Raw genomic sequence first — 19637 nt, 5'->3', positions numbered from 1 at the left:
CGAACTGGGCTATGTAACCCAGTATTCTCGCCCTTCGGGCCGCTGGTGTCCAGCGCTGCCTTGCTGGGGGGATGCTGTCAGGATCTGCCCCGCGGCATGAACGAACGCACATAGGCGACCGCGGCGTTGACCGACACCTGCATCGGTTCGACGCTGTTGGCTGCATAGGTGAGCATCGCGCCGCCCTGATGGGCGATCACCAGCGCGACGGCGAGATGGCGCGGATCGGCGTCCTCGCGTAGATCGCCGCGCTCCCGCATCGTCGTGAGTCCGGCCCGAAACAGTTCGATCCACTGGTCGTAGCCCGCCGCGAAGTCGTCATGGATCTGGTCGTCACTTTCCAGCAGTTCGCCGACCAGCGAGCCGAAGGAACATCCTCCGCGCCGGTAGACCGTTTCGGCGTCGACGACGCACGCGTCCGCCCATGCCTGGAGCGCCTCGATGCTGTCCAGCCGACCCAGCCGCGGTTGGGTGTGAAACCGAAGGGTGTCTGTGCGGCGGACGTCGATCACCTGCCGGGTCAAGTCGCGTTTGTCGTCGAAGTAGTGAGTCAACTGCGATCCGCTGACGCCCGCGACCGCGCGTACATCCTCGAGGCTGGTGCCTTCCACACCGCGCTCGAACATCAGCGTCGCGGTCGCGTCGACGATCCGCTGACGCACCGAAAGCCCCTTGCGGGTGAACCGCCTCGAGTTGTCGTCGGACACGGTCTCGCCACCTTTGGCCCCACCAACTACTTCGCGCGCCGAGCCTACCTCTGCCGGCGGCGGCCACGTGGCCGGCGCGGCGGGCGGGGCGTCCGTTCCGCCGGGTCCTTCGCGAACAGCCTCAGGTAGTTGACCGCGTACCGGACCGCGTCGGCATGCGGCCACTCCTGCCGGTACGCGAAAGATACGGTGCCCCCGCCCTGGTGAGCGGCGACGATCACGGTCCCCAACTGCTCCGGGTCCGCCTCGGCGACCAGAACGCCGCGGTCCTTCATTCCCGCAATGGCTTGCGCGAGCAGTTCCACCCACTTCCCGTACCCGGCCGCGAGGGTCGCGCGTGTTTCGGCGTCGGACTTCATCAGTTGTCCGGCCAACGCGTGAAAGGTGGGCGTGCCCTCATAACCGATCTTCCTCAGGTATTTCATGTTGAGGTCGGCCCAGCGCTCGAAGTCGTCGAACGACTGCAGGCCGCCGAGTTTGGGCTGCCGGTGAAAGTCCAGCACGACGTCCGTCTGCCGGCTGATCACGGCTCGAATCAACGCCTGCTTGTCCACGAAGTAATGAGCAAGCTGAGAGCCGCTCACCGACGCCGCCTTTCGCACGTTCGCCATGCTCAGCGAGGACAGGCCGCGGGCGACGATCAGCTCGGCGGCGGACGTCACGATCCGCTCCCGAGTAGCCCGCCCCTTAGCCGTCAGCGGACGGTCATCGGCACGGGCCACGGCGTCAGATTAACCGCCGACCCGGTATCTTTGGGCCGGCTGGCCCATTTTTGTGAACTCTGCGCCCGCCCACGGTGTTACGTTGGACGTCGACGGCGGGGACCGCTGACGTGAGGAGGCGGCATGACTGCCAGGCTGATGTCGGTGAACGTCGGGATGCCGAACGACGTGTCGTGGAACGGAAAGACGGTGCGCACCGGCATCTGGAAGAGCCCGGTCGACGGACCAGTGATGGTGCGCAGGCTCAACATCGACGGGGACGGTCAGGGCGACCTCGCCGGTCACGGTGGCGAGCAACGCGCCGTGATGGTCTATCAGACCGAGTCGTACGACTACTGGCGCGACGTCCTTGGTCGCGACGACCTGGTGCCCGGCAACTTCGGTGAGAACTTCACCGTCACCGGCATGGCCGACCACGACGTCTGCATCGGCGACCGCTACCGCATCGGCGAGGCCGAGTTCGAGGTCACCCAGCCCCGTGTCACTTGCTTCCGGGTCGGTATGCGTATCGGCGAGCCTGACATGCCGAATCTGCTTGTCGCACACCGTCGACCAGGTTTCTACTTCAGGGTCATCGCCGAAGGCTTCGTGCAGACGGGCGACGATATCGTGCTGACGCGTCGGGGCAGGCACCAGCTCAGCGTCGCCGACGTCGACGCGCTGCTGTACCTGTCCGGTCGGGACAAGGATCTGCTGGACAAGGCCGTCGACGTCCCTGCCCTCAGCCCGGGCTGGCAGCAGTCGTTCCGCGACATGCTCACATCGGCCGAAAATCCCAGCGTGTCAAGACAAGTCGGATGGCCGGGGTTCCGGCCGCTGCGAGTGGCGGCCACGCACCGTGAGAGCCCCGCGGTGTTGTCGATCAGGTTGGAGGCGGCCGACGGCGGCGGCCTGCCTGCTGCGCTGCCCGGTCAGTACCTCACGGTGAAGGTCCCCGATGCAGGCGATCCGGCGCCGACCCGCAGCTACTCGCTGTCAGGGCCACCGGGCGCGGGGTATTACCGAATCAGCGTCAAACGCGAGGAACACGGCCAGGTCAGCCGCTGGCTGCACGACCACGCCGAGTCAGGCGTCGTGTTGGACTGCGCCGCGCCGCGAGGCGACTTCTACCTCGTCGAAGGCACCGGCCCTGTGGTCCTGGTGTCCGCGGGTGTCGGCGTCACACCGGTGATGGCGATGGCGCACGCGTTGGCGGCCGCGGGGAGTACCCGGCAGACCTGGTGGCTGCACACGACGCAGGCCGAAGCGACCTATGCGTTCGCCGACGAGGTCGCGGCCCTGCTCGCAGCACTGCCCGACGCACGCTCGCACGTGTTTTACACCCGCGCGGCCGACGGGCCCGCGCGGCTGGATCGGCAATCGGTGGCGGCACTGGGGCTGCCGACCGACGCGACCGCCTATCTGTGCGGCCCCGGCGCGTTCATGGCCGACATCCGTGACGCCCTCGTGGCCGCGGGACTCGACCCCGCGCACATCCACACCGAGCTGTTCGGCGCGTTGCCGCCGATCAATCCCGGCGTCGTGGGCGCGCCCCCTGCGACCCGACCACACCCACCCGCCGGCGCGCCGGGCACCGGTCCGCGAATCACGTTCTCCCGCAGCGGGCTCACCGTCAACTGGGCGCCCGCGCACCGCACCCTGCTCGAACTGGCCGAGGCATGCGACGTGCCGACCCGGTACTCCTGCCGCAGCGGCGTCTGCCACACCTGCATGACCGCGGTGATCGAGGGCACCGCCGACTATCTCGAGCCGCCGCTCGACGCGCCGCCCGAGGGCTCGGTGCTGGTGTGCACGACGACGCCGCACACCGATCTCGTTCTGGATCTGTGAGGCTACGGTGGACGTGTGCAGCAGCGACGCCTCGATCCACCCGCGGGACCGCTGCTTGCTGACGACGACGGCACTCTGCTGCACGCCAGGGGGATCCGATACGGGCGCGCCGCGCGGTTCGCGGCACCGCAGGCCCTCGCCCCGTGGCCCGATGTCATCGACGCCACCGCCCGCGGCCCGGCGTGCCCGCAGCTGTCGTCCCGGTTGGAGTGGGTGACCGGTCCGGTCGTCGACGGTCTCGCGCAGAGCGAGGACTGCCAGGTCCTGTCGATAACCGCGCCGAGCGATGCGGACGGGCTGCCCGTCATGGTCTGGTTCCACGGCGGCGCATACGTATCCGGCAGCGGTGAAGCGCCGAAGTACGACGCCGACGTGCTCGCGCGCGACGGCCGCGTCGTCGTGGTCCGGGTCAGCTACCGGCTCGGCGTGCTGGGCTACTTGAGCCCCAGCGGCGTGGACAACCTCGGACTGCGCGACCAGATCCTGGCGCTGCAGTGGGTCCGCGACAACATCGCTGCCTTCGGTGGCGACCCCGACAACGTGACCGTCTTCGGCCAGTCAGCGGGCGCCGACTCCGTGTACTCGCTGATGTTGTGTGAGCACACGGCCGGCCTGTTCCACCGTGCGATCATGCAGAGCGCGCCGCTGGGTGTGCTCACCGGCCGGGAGGCGATGACGGCGGCGATGCGCTCGGCGGCCGCGTCGGTCACCACAGGCGAAGTGCTCGATACACAGACCGCGGCCGCGGCCGCCGCCGCACGATTCGGACTCGTCAGCGGCATGCCGTTCGCCCCGATCATGGGCCTCGATCCGCTGCCACCTCAGGCGCAGACCGACGCGCGGTTGGCCGACGCGGCGCGGCGCATCGAACTGCTCATCGGCTACACCCGCGACGACGGCATGCCGTTCGTCGCCATGGATCGTCGCATCACTCGGCTGAAACGCTATGGCCCCATTGGCCGTATCGCCGAACGCGCCGCCTCGGCCGTGATGACGCGCCGTGCGTTCGGCAAGCCGGCGCATCGGCTCGCCGACCTGTGGCGCGAGAACGGCGGCCGCAGTGCGACATTCCGGGTCGACTGGGCACCGTCACCGATGGGTGCGTGCCACTGCATAGAACTGCCGTTGCTGTTCGACGCGGCGGCGTGGGAGGGCGCGCCGATGCTGGGCGGTCGTCGGGTCGACGGTCTGCTGGCAGAGTCGATGCGCCGCAACTGGACCGGGTTCGCGCACCGCGGCGTCAGTGGACTCGATTCGGCCACACTGCGGTTCGGCTAGTCACCGCGTGACCGCGTCGATCGCGCGGTAGATCCGCTGCTCGCTGACCGGCCTCGCGGTGCCCAGTTGTTGGGCCCACAGGCTGACCCGTAGCTCCTCGATCATCCAGCCGATGTCGCAGACGTCCTCGGCGGCCACGCGCGCCGGTGAAAGCGCTTGGCGTAGTTCGTCATACGCGTCCTCGACGGCGTGCACCCGCTGCATCCGGTCGCGGTCGCCCGCGGCGTCCCGCGGCAACCGCTCCAGCCTGCGACCAATGGCGGCCAGGTAGCGGGCGAGGTCACCGAGTCGCGATGCACCGGTGGCGGTGACGAATCCGTCGGTCAGCAGCCGGTCGAGTTGCGCGCGGATGTCGGCGACCGCGTCGGCTTGCGGCTGCGACGGGTGGGCTGGGATAGCCACCTGCACCTCGTTGGCCGCGGTGAGCACCTTCTCGACCCGCCCGACGATGTCCACCGTCGCCGAGGCCAGTGCGCCCGCCACCCGCTGCGCCAACGCCGTGAACTCGGCGCGGTTGGACACCGGGGTCGGTGCCAACGCCGCGACCGCGGCGTCCGCGCAGTCGTCGAGCAGCGCGGCGAGCGAGCCGTCCGGATTCGAGCCGAGCAACAGTCGGGTGCGGGGATTCAGCCGTCGCTCAACCATCTTCACCGGCGACGCGACCGTCAGCCGGATCAGTCGCCGCACACCTGGGCCCATCGCCGCATCCTGTTCGGCTTGGGTGGCGAACACCCGCACGTCCACCGCCCTGCCTGCGTCGACGAACGCCGGATAGCCGCGCACAGTGTGGCCACTGGTGTGGCGTTCGATGACGCGCGGCAACTCGTCGAGGTCGTCGGGCCAGCCTCGCAAGCCGGTGCGTTCCAGCCCGTCGGCGACCGCGGCCGCCACCGCCTGTCGTGTCGGCGCGGCCAGTCGGTCTTGCAGGGCACCGAGATCCTTACCGCGCGCAACCTCTGTGCCGTCCGCCGACTCGACCGCGAAGGTCACGCGCAGGTGCGACGGCAGCTTGTCGAGGTCGAACGCGCCGATCGGGACCAGCACCCCCGACAGCCGTTGTAGCGCCCGCTGCAGCGACTGCAGCAGCGGTTCGGTGCCCGGTTCGAGACTGGCTAGCACGGCGCGGGCGGTATCCGGTGCGGGAACGAAGTTGCGTCGCAATTCTTTCGGCAGCGATCGGATCAGCGCGGTGACGAGTTCCTCGCGCAGCGCAGGCACGTGCCAGGCGAATTCGTCGCCGCCGAGTCGGGCCAGCACCTCGACCGGCACGTGCACGGTGATGCCGTCGTCCTCGGCGCCTGGCTCGAACTTGTAGCTCACCGGCAGCGACAGGTCACCGGCCTGCCATGCGTCTGGCCGGTCGTCGGCGGCATCTTCGGTGCGCAGCAGATCGTCGCGGCCCAACGTCAGCAGATCCGGCGTGCGGTGCCGCTGCTTTTTCCACCACGCGTCGAAGTGGCGGGCGGAGACCACATCGGCGGGGATACGTGCGTCGTAGAACGCGTAGATCTCGTCGTCACCGACAATGAGGTCGCGGCGACGGGCCCGCTCCTCGATCTCCTCCAATTCCTCACGCAGGCGGGCGTTGTCGCGGAAGAAGTGGTGCCTGGTCCGCCAGTCCCCCTCCACCAGGGCATGCCGGATGAAGAGCTCGCGCGCCAGTTCGGGTTCGATCTGGGCGTAGTTGACGCGGCGGCGCGGCACCAGCGGCAGGCCGTACAGCGTCACCCGCTCGAAGGCCATCACGGCGCCGCGTTCGGCTTCCCAGTGCGGTTCGCTGTAGCTGCGCTGCACCAGGTGGTCGGCGATCTTCTCGATGCCCTCAGGTTCGATGCGCGCCGCGATCCTGCCGTACAGCCTGCTCGTTTCCACCAGTTCCGCAACGACCACCCAGCGCGGTGGCCGCCTGGTCAGCACCGACCCTGGCGCCAGCACGAACTTGGTGTTGCGCGCGCCGGTGTAGTCCCGCGCATCGCCTTCGCGCAGCCCGATGTGCGACAGCAGACCGGCCGTCAGCGCCGCGTGGATGCTGGCAGGGTCGGCGTCGTCGTCGGTTTCGCGGATGCCGATGTCGCGGGCGATGCTGCGCAGTTGTCCGACGAGGTCCTGCCACTCGCGGATCCTCAGGTAATGCAGGAACTCTTCGCGGCACATCCGCCGGAACGCGTTGCCGGAGCGCTCTTTTCGTTGCTCTCGTAGGTAGCGCCACAGGTTCAGGTAGGAGATGAAGTCGGAGCGCTCGTCGGCGAACCGGGCGTGTTTCTGGCGGGCCGCCTCCTCACGGTCGGTGGGCCGTTCCCGCGGGTCGGGGATGGACAGCGCCGCGGCGAGCACCAACACCTCGCGCACGCATCCTTCGGTGTCGGCCTGCAGAATCATCCGTCCGATCCGCGGGTCGACGGGTAGCCGTGCCAGCCGCCTGCCGACATCGGTGATCGCGCCGTCACGGTCGAACGCGCCGAGTTCCTGCAGCAGCAGTACCCCGTCGCGGATGCTGCGCTTATCGGGTGGATCGAGGAATCCGAACTGCTCGATGTCGCCGAGTTGCAGCGCGGCCATCTGCAGGATCACCGCGGCGAGGTTGGTCCGCAGAATCTCGGGATCGGTGAATTGGGGCCGGGATTCGAAATCCTCTTCGGAGTACAGCCGGATGCACACGCCCGGTGCCACGCGGCCCGATCGGCCCGCGCGCTGCGCCGCGGACGCCTGGGAGATCGGCTCGATCGGCAACCGCTGCACCTTGGTCCGGCGGCTGTATCGCGAGATGCGCGCGGTGCCGGGGTCGACGACGTAGCGGATGCCCGGCACGGTCAGCGACGTCTCGGCGACGTTGGTGGCCAGCACCACCCGGCGGCCGGTGTGTGGCGCGAACACCTTCTGCTGCTCGGCGGTCGGCAGCCGGGCGTACAGCGGCAGCACCTCGGTGTTCTTCAGGTCGCGCAATGCGTCTGCGGTGTCGCGGATTTCGCGTTCACCGGACAGGAACACCAGCACGTCGCCCGGCGGCTCGGATTCGAGTTCGTGGATCGCATCGACGATCGCCTCGGTCTGGTCGCGCATCTGCGTGCGCACGATCTCGTGGTCGGGGTCGTCGGGATCGTCATCGTCGGCATCGGAGGGCAGGACCACTTCCAAAGGGCGATAACGGATTTCGACGGGATAGGTGCGGCCGGACACCTCGACGATCGGCGCGTCGTTGAAGTGTGCCGCGAACCGCGCAGGCTCGATGGTCGCCGACGTGACGATCACTTTCAGGTCAGGCCGCCGCGGCAGCAGCTCACGCAGATAACCGAGCAGGAAGTCGATGTTCAGGCTGCGCTCGTGGGCTTCGTCGAGGATCAGCGTGTCGTAGCGCAGCAGCCGCCGGTCGCGCTGCATCTCGGCGAGCAGGATGCCGTCGGTCATCAGCTTCACCAGCGTGCGGTCGCTCGCCTGGTCGGTGAAGCGCACCGTGTAGCCGACGGCGTCGCCGAGCGGGGTGCCCAGTTCGTCGGCGATGCGTTGCCCCACGGTGCGGGCGGCGAGCCGGCGCGGCTGGGTGTGCCCGATGGTGCCGCGGATGCCGCGGCCCAACTCCAGGCAGATCTTCGGCAGCTGGGTCGTCTTCCCCGACCCGGTTTCGCCCGCGACGACGACGACCTGGTGTTCGGCGATGGCCTTGGCGATCTCGTCGCGCCGGTCGCTGACCGGCAGATCGGGATAGGTGATCGTCGGTACGGCGGCACGGCGAGTGGCCACGAGCGCCTCGGCGGCGGTGAACTGCTCGGCGATCTGCGACAGCTTCTCGGGGCTGACGTTGCCGCGCAGATTCTTGATCCGACGGCCGAGCCTTGCGGCGTCGCGGATTGTCAGGCCGTCGAGGCGCTTTCGAAGTTCGGAGACAGACGGCTCGGACACTCCGGCCAGGTTAGCCGTTGGCGGGTGACCAGTAGTCGAGCATCTCCGCGAACGTCTCGAAGGCGGGCGCCGACGCGCCGTACGCCGCTTCGAGGTGGATGCTCAGTGGGAAGCCCAGACCGCCGACGCCGTCGACGACGCGCTTGTACAAGTCGACCATCATCTTGCGCTTCTGGGCCGGGTCGGTCTCCGCCAACTGCGTGACGAACGCCTGCTCGTCGGCGACCGCGGCGTTGCCGGGGTCCTGGATCAGCCAGTTGATCAACCCGACGCGCGCCTCGACCTTGGGCACGAACCCGAAGGACAGCAGTATCTCTGGCCGGTGGTCGGTGGTCTTGGCGAATTCGGTGAGGAAGCCGACGATCGCGTCGGAGTACAGCAACTGCGTCATGCCGTACGTCGCGCCCTGATCGCATTTGAAGTTGAACCGGCCGTGTTCGCCATCGCGGGTCGGAATCAGGATGGCGCCACGGTTGGGCACGAGTTCGGTGTAGATCGACAGCGCGTCGGTGGGTGCGACGCCCGAGCCCTCACCGTCGTTCATCGTGCGCGGCACCCCGACGAACGCGATGCCGTCGAAGCCCGCGTCGCGCAGGTTCGTCAACCGGTGCCGCAGCGCGGACTCGTCCATGAAGGCGGTGACCTGAGTGCACAACCCCTTCAGGCCGGGCAGTTCGGGTTTGATGACGTTCCAGAAGTCCAACACGTCCATCCGGGGCTTCATCTCGATGGGACGGTCCTCGTCCTCCTCGATCATCCCGGGGATCATCACGTGTCCGATCCGGTCGTCGATGCCGGTCTCCTTGGCGAAGCGCACCACCTTGCGCGCTTCCTCCACGGCCTGTTCGGGGCCGAGATCGGCGTTCGGGGGTACCAGCTCGAACGCGACGGTGTTGAGGGTCAAGAGGTTGCTCCTCATTGCACGATTGTCTGTCCGTCCGGAAGGGCGACGATGACCGCCGGGGAGGAGCAGACCTCATCTACTGCTTTTCGAGATTAGCGGCTCTACTCATCTCGTCGGCCATCGCCTGCACTGCCCCTGGCGGTGATTGCATCCCCGGCGCAATCCTGCCAGGCCGGGTACAGATGCTGCCAGCGGGATGACCGCGTTCTACCTGGGCGTTTCACTCGTCAGATAGGTATGCCGGGTTCGCCGGCGATCCGAAGAGATTGTCCAACGAGGAGCTTCGAATGAAGAAGATCACCTTTGCCACCGCCGTATCGGGTGCGCTGGTGGCGTTGGCAGTCGGACTCGCGGGCCAGGCCGCGGCGGACGCAGGCAGCGGTTCGAATGTCGTGGCGCCCGCGCCGGTGTATCCGCAGTCCGCGTACGGCGGCGCGAATCCGTACACGCCGTACGGCGTCGACCCGTACGTGCCATACGGAGTGTGGGCACAGCACTAACTGACCTTGATTTGCATGGCGTGAGGCACAATTGGGGCATCCAATGGTGCTCTCGAGATGTTCCTGGCGCTTGCCGGCCGGGTGTGTCGCCCTGCTGGCGCTGCTGACCGCCTGCGGCACGGACGGTTCGGTCGCACCCAAGACGACGTCGACCGCGACGACGGTGGCCGCCGCGACCACATCCATCCCCGCACCGCCGCCCGCGCCACCGCAGCGCACCGAGAAGTGGATTGACCTCCAGGTCGGACAGTGTCTGGCCGACCCGCCGCCGACCGATCCGAGCGTCGTCACGGTGCCCGTCGTCGACTGCGCGCTGCCGCACGCCGCGGAGGTCTATCTGCGCACCGACGTCGAGGTCAACGCCGCGATCGCCGACGTCGCGGATCAACGGTGCCGCGCGGGACTGCAGCAGTACACCGGGCAGGCGCCGGGGCCGCTGGCGATGACGTACCTGATCGACTCCAACCAGGACCGGACGTCGGACAACCCGATGCCCAGCACGGTCATCTGCCTTTTACAGGCGGCCGGTGGCGGACCGCTGACGGGTTCAGCGCGCCGCTGAGAGTTACTGCATCACAACGTTATTCGGCGCCGGCGGAGGCGGCGGCGGGTCCGGCAGGCACAATCCGGTGTTGGCGTAGTCGAAGTAACGGCCCGGCAGGCAGAACGGCGCGCAATGGTCGGTGGTGCCCGTCTCGCCGTCGGCGCACGCGGTGTTGACCGCGGGCGGTGCGGTGACGGCGGACGCCATCGCTGCTGTCAACGCCAACGCGGACAGCGCCGCGATCACAACCCGTCGCATCGGCTCAGTCTAGGTGCGACAACATCCGTAGTCTGGGTGAAGTGAGCATTGCTTCGGATGCCACCGTCGTTTTGGATGACCGGTTCGCCCGCGAACTGCCCGAGATGACGGTGCCCTGGAAAGCCGAGGAGCCACCCGAGCCCCGCCTGCTGATCCTCAACGACCAGTTGGCCGCCGATCTGGGTCTGGACGCGGCATGGCTGCAGACGCCTGACGGCGTGCGGTTCCTGGCCGGCGTCGCGGTACCCGAGGGCGCCACCCCCGTCGCGCAGGCGTACGCCGGCCATCAGTTCGGCGGGTACGTCCCGCGCCTTGGTGACGGACGCGCACTGCTGCTCGGCGAGATCGCGCGGCCCGACGGTGCGCTTCGCGATGTCGCGCTCAAGGGGTCGGGCGCCACTCCGTTCGCCAGGGCCGGCGACGGCCTGGCGGCAGTCGGCCCGATGCTGCGCGAGTACCTCATCAGCGAGGCGATGCACGCGCTCGGGATCCCGACCACCCGGTCGCTGGCGGTCGTCGGAACCGGTCGCGACGTGATCAGGGAGACCCCGTTGCCGGGCGCGCTGCTGGTCCGGGTGGCGAGCAGCCATCTGCGGGTCGGCAGCTTTCAATACGCCGCCAACGCCGGGGATGTCGACCTGGTGCGCCGGTTGGCCGAGCACGCCATCGCCAGGCATCATCCGGCCGCGGCGGAGGCGGCCAATCCGTATCGCGCGCTGTTCGAGGCGGTGGTCGCGGCGCAGGCGTCGCTGGTCGCGCAGTGGATGTGCGTCGGCTTCGTGCACGGGGTGATGAACACCGACAACATGACCATCTCCGGCGAGACCATCGACTACGGGCCGTGCGCGTTCATGGAGGCCTACGACCCGGCCACGGTGTTCAGCTCGATCGACAGCTGGGGCCGCTACGCGTACGGGCAGCAGCCCGCGGTCGCGGCGTGGAACCTCGCCCGGTTCGCCGAGACGCTGCTGCCGCTGTTCGCCGACGACGCCGACCACGCGGTCACGCTTGCCCAGGAGTCACTCGACGGGTTCCGCAGTCGGTACACGGCGGCGATGACGACGGGCATGCTGGCGAAGCTCGGGCTGCGCGACGTCGACGACGAGGTGGCCGTCCCGCTGCTCACCGAACTGCTCGACCAACTCGAGCAGAGCCGCGTCGACCACACGTCGTTCTACCGACACCTGGGACGGGCGGCCCGCGGCGACACCGAGCCCGCGCGTGGCCTGTTCGTCGACCTCGCCCGGTTCGACGGTTGGCTGGCGCGGTGGCGGGCGTTGGGCCCGGACGCCGAGTCGATGGACCGCGTCAACCCGGTGTACATCCCGCGCAATCACCTGGTCGAAGAGGCGTTGTCTGCGGCCACCGCCGGCGACCTCGATCCGCTGGGCCGGCTGCTCGACGCCGTCACCGCGCCGTACGACGAACGGCCCGGTCTCGAGCGCTACGCCGAACCGGCGCCCGACGACTTCGGGTCGTCCTACCGGACGTTCTGCGGCACCTAGGCGCGAACGTCGCGAAACCTAGTAGTGGTAGGTGTCGGACGGCGCAGGCATGTGCACCGGCTCGTCGTCGAAATGCGACACCTCGATGCCGTACGAGCGGGCCAGCTCCAGGATCTTGGTGGCCCTGGCGATGCGCGGCAGGTCGGACCCGTTGCGGATCTCTCCGCCGTCGCGCTCGAAGTCCGCGAAAAACTCCTTCGCCCACGCTATTTCGTCCTGCGACGGGGACAGTCCCTCGTTGACGACGGCGCACTGGTCGGGGTTCAGGCAGATCTTGCCGGTCATCCCGAACTCCACCGACACCGCAGTCGCCTCGATGAGCTTCAGTGGATTCGAGCCGATGGTCGGCCCGTCGATCGCGCTGGGCAGATGCGCGGCCTTGGCGGCGATCGTGAACCGGGACCGCGTGTAGGCCAACGTGGCCGGGTCGTCCCCGAAGCCGGTGTCGCGACGGAAGTCGCCGATGCCGAACGCGAGCCGGAAGGTGCCCTTGGCCGCCGCGATCTCGGTGATGCGCTCCAACCCGCGGGCCGTCTCGACCAGCGCCACGATCGGCACGCCTGCCAGCCGCTTCGCCGTCTCGGTGACGTGGTCGACCGATTCGACCATCGCCAGCATGACGCCGCCGACGGAGGTGCCTGCGAGGGCCTTCAGATCGTCGGCCCACCACGGCGTGCCGAACCCGTTGATCCGCACCCAGTCGGAGTTGCCTGCCGCGAGCCACTGCACGACGTTGTCGCGTGCGGCGGTCTTGTCCTTCGGCGCGACCGCGTCCTCGATGTCCAGTACGACGATGTCGGCGCGTGAGTGAGCGGCGGCCTGGAACCGGTCAGCCTGCGCGCCGTTCACCAGCAGCCAGCTCCTCGCGAGAACCGGATCGATACGCGAACCGACGTCGGCCGGGTCCGGCGCATCGGTGGTGACCTGTTCAGACATGCGTCAATGCTGGCCTAACGGTGGCGGCAAGGCAAAGGGGGGTGGTAAACCTCCGGCATGGCCGAGCGTGTCACCTTCCTCAGCTCGACGGGGCCCGCTCTGGCAGGCACCATCGACCGGCCCGCCGGCGAGCCGCGCGGCTGGGGCGTCTTCTCGCACGGATTCACCCTCGGCAAGGACTCGCCCGCAGCGGCGCGCATCTGCAAGCAGCTCGCCGAGGACGGCATCGGCATGCTCCGCTTCGACGCCCTTGGGCTCGGCGATTCGGAGGGTGATTGGGGCGACGGGTCGTTCACCGTGAAGGTCAACGACGTGATCCGGGCGTGCGAGTACATGGCCGAACAGGGCACACCCGCCGACATTCTCGTCGGCCATTCCTTCGGCGGTGCCGCGGTGATCGCCGCTGCGCGACAGTGTCCCGGGGTGTCCGCGGTGGCCACCATCGGCGCGCCGATGGACCCTTCCCACGCCGAACAGCAATATGACGCGGTGATCGACCAGGTGCTGTCCGAGGGCAGCGCGCAGTGGATGGTCGGCGGGCGCTGCCTGACCCTGAAGCGGGCGTTCGTTGAGGACGTCCGCGCGGCGGCGCTGCACGACAAGATCCGCGGCCTGAAGATGCCGCTGCTGATCCTGCACTCCCCGACCGACAACACCGTCGGCATCGCCAACGCCAGCGAGATCTTCCGCACCGCGCGTCATCCGCGCAGCTTCGTCTCCCTTGAAGGATCCGAACACCTGCTGACCGGTCCTGGGCAGGCGCGCCGCGCCGCGCGGATCATCGGCGCATGGGCCGACGCCTATCTCGGGTAGGCGTTTGGTGTCCAAACGGGCCGGGTATTCACCCGCGGCATTCGCGAAGCGACGTTGTTCGGGAGTCTCCAATGAGCGTCATCGGTCGGGTTGTCGGTGCGGCCGCCATCGCGGTTTCGACGGTCTGCGGCAGTGTCATCAGTAGTGCGGGTGCGGCGGCGGCGCCCTGCCCCGACGTCGAAGTGATATTCGCCAGAGGCACTTTCGAGCCCGCGGGTGTCGGCGGGACGGGGCAGGCGTTCGTCGATGCGTTGAGCAGTCGGCTCGCCGGTAAGTCGGTCGACGTTTACCCGGTCAACTATCCGGCGTCGCTGGACTTCGCGACCGCCTCCGACGGTGTGGTCGACGCGAGCAACAAGGTTCGCGACGTCGCGAACAGTTGCCCGGACACCAAGATCGTGCTCGGCGGCTACTCACAAGGAGCGGCGGTCGTCGCGTACACGACCGTCGATTCGGTGCCGAACGGTTTCGCGCTTCCCGCGGGCATCACCGGGCCGATGGCTCCGGAAGTGGCCAAGCACGTCGCGGCGGTGGCGTTGTTCGGCAAGCCCTCGAGCGGTTTCCTGCAGATGATCTACACCGGGGCGCCGCCCATCACGGTCGGGGCGCTGTACACGGGCAAGACCATCGACCTGTGCATCCCCGAGGACAACATCTGCTCGACGACCGGGACCGACAACGCCGCGCACAACCTGTACGCGGTCAACGGCATGACGGAGCAAGCCGCTGACTTCGCCGCCCAACGCGTCACGTCGAACGGGTCGAGAACATAGGAACCGAATATCTGCGGGCGCCCCGGCGTTGAGTAACCCGTGGACACCTGGGATGCGATCCGAGCCCGTCGAAACGTCAGGACTTATCGGCCCGATCCGGTGCCCGACGACGCTCTGCAGCGGATCGTCGAGGCGGGCTGGCGCGCCCCGTCGGCGAAGAACCGCCAGCCGTGGGATTTCGTCATCGTCACCGATCCCGGCCAACTACAGGAACTTTCGACCGTCTGGCCAGGCGCCGGCCACATCGCCGCGGCGCCAGCGGCCATCGTTCTGGTCGCGCCGGTGCCGCCCGACGAGCGACGCAAGCTGGTCGACCAGTACGACCTGGGTCAGGCCACGCTGGCGATGACCCTCGCCGCGACCGACCTGGGCATCGGCACCGGGCACTCCTCGGTCGGCGACCAGGAGAAGGCCCGCGCGATTCTCGGCGTGCCCGACGACCACATCGTGGCCTACCTGCTCGGCGTCGGCCATCCGGCCGACCGCCCGCTGAAGCCGATCGTCAAACCCGACCGCAGGCCGATCGACGAGGTCGTGCACCGAGGCAAGTGGTGAGTCAGGACGCTTGGGCGCCCGGGACGTCCGGGCGCAGATAGCCGATCAGGCACAGACAGATCAGCGCCATCGCGATCGCCGGCCACCACAGCGCCAGCACCGCCGCCACCACGAACACTCCGATCGTCACGAATGACCGCATCCGCAGCAGTCGGCGCATCCGCTGCGACACGTCTTCATGGGCCGGCCGATCGACTGCTTCCCAGCACAGCGCGAGGTAAGTGATGTTGACCAGGACGAAGACGCCCGCGTACAGCGCCACCGGAGCCGACGCCAATCGACTGTCGGCGATCCACTCGGTGGTGAACGGGATCAGCGACACCGAGAACAGGTGCGCGAAGTTGAACCACACCAGCCGCGACGTGGCCGCTTCGGCGTAGCCGAACAAGTGATGGTGGTTCACCCAGACGATCGCGATGAAGAAGTAGCTGACCGCGTAGCTCAACCCCGTCGGCCACAGCGGCAGCAGGTCACTGAACCCGTCGGCGTGCGGCGGCTTCAGTTCCAGTACCAGCACCGTGATGAGCACGGCGAAGACGCCGTCGGAGAACAGGCGCACTCGGTCCGCATCGAGCTGTCGCGTAGCCACGCCGACCTCCCGCATCTTTGGCGAAGTTCATCCGTCGAGCTCACCAAGAATCCCACGCTCGATGGCGGCGCGGGAGCGCTCCGGCAGCACGATCAGGCCGTCGAGTTCGCGCGCGGCGACGGCATAGGCCTGCTCCCGCTCCTGTCGCGTCGCACCCTCGTCCACCGCGACCCGCAGGGCGCTGCGCGCGCGGGTGAGTCGCTGCTGCTCGGGTTTGGTGAAGTCGTTGCGCCGCTTGCGTATCGCCTCGCTTTCCGCCACGTCGAAGGCCGTCACGTAGTTCTCGACGGCGTCCAGGTACTCGCGGGCGGCGTCGCCGTCGTCGAGGAGATCCTCGGCGGTAGCGGGCCGCAGCAGATCCGCCCGCAGTTTGGCCCGGTGGAAACGCTCGGTCAGCGGGTTGCGCATATCGGTCATCAGCGGGAAGTCGAGCAGCTTGCCGATGTCCAGTTCGTAGTCCAGCCAGCGGGTGTCTGTTCGGTCGTGCTCCTTGATCGTCCGGGTGATGGCGCGCCACTGCGCGGCCCGACTGGTCGCCGTCGTCGCCGCGGCGCCCACTGACTCGCGGTCCTGCTGCTGGCGGTCGCGAGCAGCGGAGATGGCCTTCACTCCGGCGAACCCGAGACCGATGAGCGGCACGACGACGATCAACAACTCGACGAGTCGGACCAACAACAGCCCCATGACGCCAGGATGCCATCGCGCCGGGATTACGCGTATTCTGGGTTGCTCAACCCAATCTTGTCTGGAGGCCGGCATGCCGAATGCACTCGCCGTCGTACGTGAGCAGTCCAGTGATCGGAGCATGCGCGCGATCATCCTGACCAAGTTCGGTGGGCTCGACAGTTTGGTCTACACCGAAATCCCGAAGCCGCTGCCCAAGGACGGCGAAGTCGTGATCGAGGTCAAGGGCTTCGGCATCAACCACGCGGAGATGCACATGCGGCGCGGCGAATGGGCCGAGGCCGCCGAGGTCAGCGGCATCGAGTGCGTCGGCGTCGTCGATTCCTGCCCCGGCGGCGAGTTTCCGGTGGGCGCCAAAGTGGCGGCGCTGATGGGCGGTCTCGGGCGAACCATCAACGGCAGTTACGCCGAATACACCCGGGTACGCGCCGCGAACGTCGCCGTCATCGAATCCGACCTGCCGTGGTCGCAACTCGCCGCGCTGCCGGAGACGTACGCGACGGCATGGACATGTCTGTTCCGCAACCTCGAACTCGCTGCGGGGCAGACCATCCTGATCCGCGGCGCCACTTCGTCTTTCGGACAGGCCGCAGTCAAGATGAGCGTGGCCGCGGGTGCGCGGGTCATCGCCACCACCCGCAGTCGCGAACGGTTCGGACTGCTCGAACAACTCGGCGTGTCGCGCGTCGAACTCGAGGCGCGGGATCTGGCGGGCCGCATCGCCGAGTCGAAACAACTGGACGCGGTGCTCGATCTGGTCGGCAACAGCACCATTCTCGACTCCCTCGACATGCTGCGCCGCGGCGGCAGCGCATGCCTGGCGGGGTGGTTGGGCGGACTCGACCCGATCGGCGACTTCAACCCGTTGGCGCGGATGGCCAGCGGGGTGAACTTGAACTTCTTCGGCAGCTTCGTGTTCGGCACACCGGGTTTCCCGCTGTCGGACGTGCCGTTGCAGGACATCGCGCAACAGGTGGCCGACGGCCGATTGGAGGCCGCCCCGTCGCGTGTGTTCCCGTTCGACCAGATCCACGAGGCGCACCGCGTCATGGAGTCAGGCGAGGCCGGCGGGAAGATGGTCGTGGTGCTCGACTGACTAGCCCGCCATTGACAGGCGTGTCGCGGGCGCCAGCCAGGTCGCGATGTTGCGGACGTAGTCCTTGAAGACGTCCAGCCGGGACGGGTCGGCCTTGATCTGCGTGCCAGGCAGCTCGGTGACGAAAGTCGGCGCGCCGCAATCCAGATCCCAGTTGTAGTCGGCGAAGTGGTGGAATGTCGATTCGGCGATCGCCCGGCCGATGGTGCGGCCGTCGGGTGAGCGTTCACCGTCCAGCACGACGGCGAGGTTGAAGTGCCGACCGGTCGCGGTGCTGCGGCCCCGCGCGACCGCGGTGGCGAATGGTCCGGTCGCCGATACCAGGCCCTCGTGTGGGTGGGCCGGGAACCATTCGATCCGTCCGCTGGCCGTCCTGTGGGTGCGCAGCAACTCGTGCACCGGTCCGTCGACGAGCACCGGTTGATAGTCGCCGTTGGCGCCGGAGTGGTAGTTCGGCCACGAGATGGTCGGGGTGTCCTGATCGTCGCACATCGTGGCCGGGTCGATGCTCTTGTCGTGGAACTCGTTGACCACGCCCAACGAGCCGAGTCTGCTTATGCAGCAACCCAAGTCCTGATGGTCACGGGCGGTGAGCACACCTCCGCCGTTCTCCCGGAACCGGCGGATCGCGTACGCGTCGGCGGCTGACAAGCCGTCGCCGACGTCGACGGCCATCAGCCACAGTTGGTCGTAGCCGAGGTCGTCGAGGTGGCTGAGCACCGGATCGTCTCCGTCACGTTTGGCCCGGTTACGCGCCACCACCTCGTGGCCTGCGGCGCGCAGTTCCTCGGCGAGCAGTGAGAACCTGGCGACGTCCCAGTCGTCGGAACTCTCAGTAATCGTGGTTTGCAAGAGGATTCGTGACATCGGGATCAACTCCGTTCCAATCGACTTCGGCAGTGACGCGTAGATGCGCCCTGGCGGCCAGTTCCTGGTCGTCGACCAGGGTCAGCATCGGCTGGCCCGGCACGCACAGCATGGTGACGGTGAAGCGGCATCGGATGTCGTCGCGGTTGTTGGCGTCCGAGTAGTGGATGACGTCGCCGCCGGGTTCCCAGAACGCCTCGCCTGCCCGAATCACCCGCGGTGCTTGGCCTTCGAGTTCGAAGAGCATCTCGCCCTCCAGCATGAAACCGAAGGCCGGTCCGCTCGGATGCTTGTGCGGGGGCGCGCCTGCGCTGCCGGGCGGGTAGTCGATCACCACGGTCATGGCGTGCGCCCCCTCGCGGATGAACGGCGGTTGTACCTCCTGCACAACCGACAACGCGCCTTCCCAGTCGGGGTCGTACTTCTTGGGCATCGAGTTTCTCTCCTTGCTTTGCGTCAGACCGCCGTGCCGCCGCCGTCGACGTGCAAGGTCGACCCGGTGATGAACGTCGACCGCGGGGAGGCGAGGAACAGGATCGCCTCGGCGATTTCCTCGGGTTTGGCGGTGCGGCCCAGCGGCAGCGCGCGACCCAACTCTTCGTTGGTGTCGCCCCACTCCGCCTCGACGCCTTCGGTTTTCGTCGGGCCGGGTGCGACACTGTTGACCCGCACGCCGTGCGGGCCGAATTCAGCGGCCCAGGTTCGGGTCAGCGATTCCAGCGCCGCCTTCGATGCGCTGTACGCGCCAGCGCCGGGGACTCCCCGTGACGCGACCATCGTGGTGACGTTGATGATGCTGCCGTGTCCGCGTTCGACCATCCCCGGTACCAGTCCGGCGGCGAGGAAGTAGCTGGCGCGGACGTTGGTGTCGAAAGTCTTCTCGAACGACGTCACGTCCTGGTCGACGGTGAGCGAGGCAGGAAAGCTCGCGGCGTTGTTCACCAGGATGTCGATGTCCCCAGCCTGGGCCACAAGCGATTTCACCGACTCGATGTACGACAGGTCGGCCTGGACGAAGCGCACGCTGCCGTCGATCGCGGCTGCGGCCGCCTTCCCGCGCTCTGCGTCGCGTCCCGAGATGACGACCGTCGCGCCTTCGTGGGTCAGCAGCCGCGCGGCTGCCAGGCCGATGCCTGCCGTTCCTCCGGTGACCAGGGCTGTCTTGTACGCCAATTCCAC

The 19637-nt window shown here is 68.1% G+C and carries 20 protein-coding genes; 9 read left to right on the top strand and 11 right to left on the bottom strand.

The window, feature by feature from the left end; translation table 11 throughout:
* Window positions 1-77: 77 nt before the first annotated feature.
* Entirely contained in the window at window positions 78-707 is a 630-nt protein-coding gene (locus tag C1A30_RS25490; RefSeq protein WP_200828431.1) for a TetR/AcrR family transcriptional regulator, read from the bottom strand.
* A gap of 44 nt (window positions 708-751) precedes the next feature.
* A complete protein-coding gene (locus C1A30_RS25485) occupies window positions 752-1429 on the bottom strand; it encodes a TetR/AcrR family transcriptional regulator (RefSeq protein WP_101951097.1) in 678 nt (225 codons plus the stop codon).
* 123 nt (window positions 1430-1552) lie between these two features.
* Between C1A30_RS25485 and C1A30_RS25480 the strand changes: the two genes are divergently transcribed.
* Entirely contained in the window at window positions 1553-3259 is a 1707-nt protein-coding gene (locus tag C1A30_RS25480) for an MOSC and FAD-binding oxidoreductase domain-containing protein (protein WP_200828430.1), read from the top strand.
* 15 nt (window positions 3260-3274) lie between these two features.
* On the top strand, window positions 3275-4537 hold the full coding sequence (locus C1A30_RS25475; RefSeq protein WP_101951096.1) for a carboxylesterase family protein: 1263 nt from the start codon (window positions 3275-3277) through the stop codon (window positions 4535-4537).
* Here C1A30_RS25475 and hrpA read toward each other — a convergent pair whose 3' ends face one another.
* Together hrpA and C1A30_RS25465 are read right to left on the bottom strand one after the other, a co-directional pair.
* Entirely contained in the window at window positions 4538-8434 is a 3897-nt protein-coding gene (hrpA, locus tag C1A30_RS25470; protein ID WP_101951095.1) for an ATP-dependent RNA helicase HrpA, read from the bottom strand. It abuts the gene before it with no gap.
* Window positions 8435-8444: 10 nt separating this feature from the next.
* Window positions 8445-9338 carry a mycobacterial-type methylenetetrahydrofolate reductase gene (locus C1A30_RS25465; RefSeq protein WP_200828536.1) on the bottom strand — a complete coding sequence of 298 codons (894 nt, stop codon included), beginning with the start codon at window positions 9336-9338 and terminating at the stop codon, window positions 8445-8447.
* A gap of 287 nt (window positions 9339-9625) precedes the next feature.
* Between C1A30_RS25465 and C1A30_RS25460 the strand changes: the two genes are divergently transcribed.
* Both C1A30_RS25460 and C1A30_RS25455 read left to right on the top strand, forming a co-directional pair.
* A complete protein-coding gene (locus C1A30_RS25460) occupies window positions 9626-9838 on the top strand; it encodes a hypothetical protein (RefSeq protein WP_101951093.1) in 213 nt (70 codons plus the stop codon).
* Window positions 9839-9881: 43 nt separating this feature from the next.
* Window positions 9882-10400 carry a hypothetical protein gene (locus C1A30_RS25455; RefSeq protein ID WP_101951092.1) on the top strand — a complete coding sequence of 173 codons (519 nt, stop codon included), beginning with the start codon at window positions 9882-9884 and terminating at the stop codon, window positions 10398-10400.
* 3 nt (window positions 10401-10403) lie between these two features.
* On the opposite strand, the gene C1A30_RS25450 is transcribed toward C1A30_RS25455, so the two are convergent.
* Window positions 10404-10640: a hypothetical protein gene (locus C1A30_RS25450; RefSeq protein ID WP_101951091.1), complete on the bottom strand. Its 237-nt coding sequence runs from the start codon at window positions 10638-10640 to the stop codon at window positions 10404-10406.
* Window positions 10641-10744: 104 nt separating this feature from the next.
* Between C1A30_RS25450 and C1A30_RS25445 the strand changes: the two genes are divergently transcribed.
* Window positions 10745-12145 carry a YdiU family protein gene (locus C1A30_RS25445; RefSeq protein ID WP_235010369.1) on the top strand — a complete coding sequence of 467 codons (1401 nt, stop codon included), beginning with the start codon at window positions 10745-10747 and terminating at the stop codon, window positions 12143-12145.
* 18 nt (window positions 12146-12163) lie between these two features.
* On the opposite strand, the gene C1A30_RS25440 is transcribed toward C1A30_RS25445, so the two are convergent.
* Window positions 12164-13081, bottom strand: coding sequence for a CoA ester lyase (locus C1A30_RS25440; RefSeq protein ID WP_101951089.1), 918 nt, complete (start codon window positions 13079-13081; stop codon window positions 12164-12166).
* Window positions 13082-13138: 57 nt separating this feature from the next.
* Between C1A30_RS25440 and C1A30_RS25435 the strand changes: the two genes are divergently transcribed.
* The 3 genes from C1A30_RS25435 to C1A30_RS25425 all read left to right on the top strand — a co-directional run bounded on the left by C1A30_RS25435 (window position 13139) and on the right by C1A30_RS25425 (window position 15222).
* Window positions 13139-13894 carry a S9 family peptidase gene (locus tag C1A30_RS25435; RefSeq protein WP_101951088.1) on the top strand — a complete coding sequence of 252 codons (756 nt, stop codon included), beginning with the start codon at window positions 13139-13141 and terminating at the stop codon, window positions 13892-13894.
* 71 nt (window positions 13895-13965) lie between these two features.
* Entirely contained in the window at window positions 13966-14667 is a 702-nt protein-coding gene (locus C1A30_RS25430) for a cutinase family protein (RefSeq protein WP_101951087.1), read from the top strand.
* Window positions 14668-14706: 39 nt separating this feature from the next.
* Window positions 14707-15222, top strand: coding sequence for a nitroreductase family protein (locus tag C1A30_RS25425; protein ID WP_101951086.1), 516 nt, complete (start codon window positions 14707-14709; stop codon window positions 15220-15222).
* A gap of 1 nt (window position 15223) precedes the next feature.
* Here the strand turns inward: C1A30_RS25425 and C1A30_RS25420 are convergent, their stop codons facing one another.
* Complete coding sequence (locus tag C1A30_RS25420) at window positions 15224-15811, bottom strand: TMEM175 family protein (protein ID WP_235010191.1); 588 nt, start codon at window positions 15809-15811, stop codon at window positions 15224-15226.
* Between the two features lie 27 nt (window positions 15812-15838).
* Window positions 15839-16495 carry a hypothetical protein gene (locus C1A30_RS25415; RefSeq protein ID WP_101951084.1) on the bottom strand — a complete coding sequence of 219 codons (657 nt, stop codon included), beginning with the start codon at window positions 16493-16495 and terminating at the stop codon, window positions 15839-15841.
* Window positions 16496-16568: 73 nt separating this feature from the next.
* On the opposite strand from C1A30_RS25415, the gene C1A30_RS25410 reads away from it, so the two are divergent.
* Window positions 16569-17591 (top strand): zinc-binding alcohol dehydrogenase family protein, encoded by a 1023-nt coding sequence (locus C1A30_RS25410; RefSeq protein WP_235010189.1) that lies wholly within the window; start codon window positions 16569-16571, stop codon window positions 17589-17591.
* Here C1A30_RS25410 and C1A30_RS25405 read toward each other — a convergent pair whose 3' ends face one another.
* The 3 genes from C1A30_RS25405 to C1A30_RS25395 are packed head-to-tail and all read right to left on the bottom strand — an operon-like array spanning window position 17592 to window position 19637.
* Window positions 17592-18458: a hypothetical protein gene (locus C1A30_RS25405; protein ID WP_200828429.1), complete on the bottom strand. Its 867-nt coding sequence runs from the start codon at window positions 18456-18458 to the stop codon at window positions 17592-17594.
* On the bottom strand, window positions 18424-18891 hold the full coding sequence (locus C1A30_RS25400) for a cupin domain-containing protein (RefSeq protein WP_101951081.1): 468 nt from the start codon (window positions 18889-18891) through the stop codon (window positions 18424-18426). Before C1A30_RS25400 ends, C1A30_RS25405 begins: the two co-directional genes overlap by 35 nt.
* Window positions 18892-18914: 23 nt before the next feature.
* On the bottom strand, window positions 18915-19637 hold the full coding sequence (locus C1A30_RS25395) for an SDR family NAD(P)-dependent oxidoreductase (protein WP_101951080.1): 723 nt from the start codon (window positions 19635-19637) through the stop codon (window positions 18915-18917).

It is taken from the genome of Mycobacterium sp. 3519A (assembly GCF_900240945.1).
In the GTDB taxonomy this organism is placed as follows: Bacteria; Actinomycetota; Actinomycetes; order Mycobacteriales; family Mycobacteriaceae; genus Mycobacterium.
The sequence above is the reverse complement of the archived record's forward strand: the minus strand, read 5'-3'. Positions and strand labels throughout refer to the sequence as shown.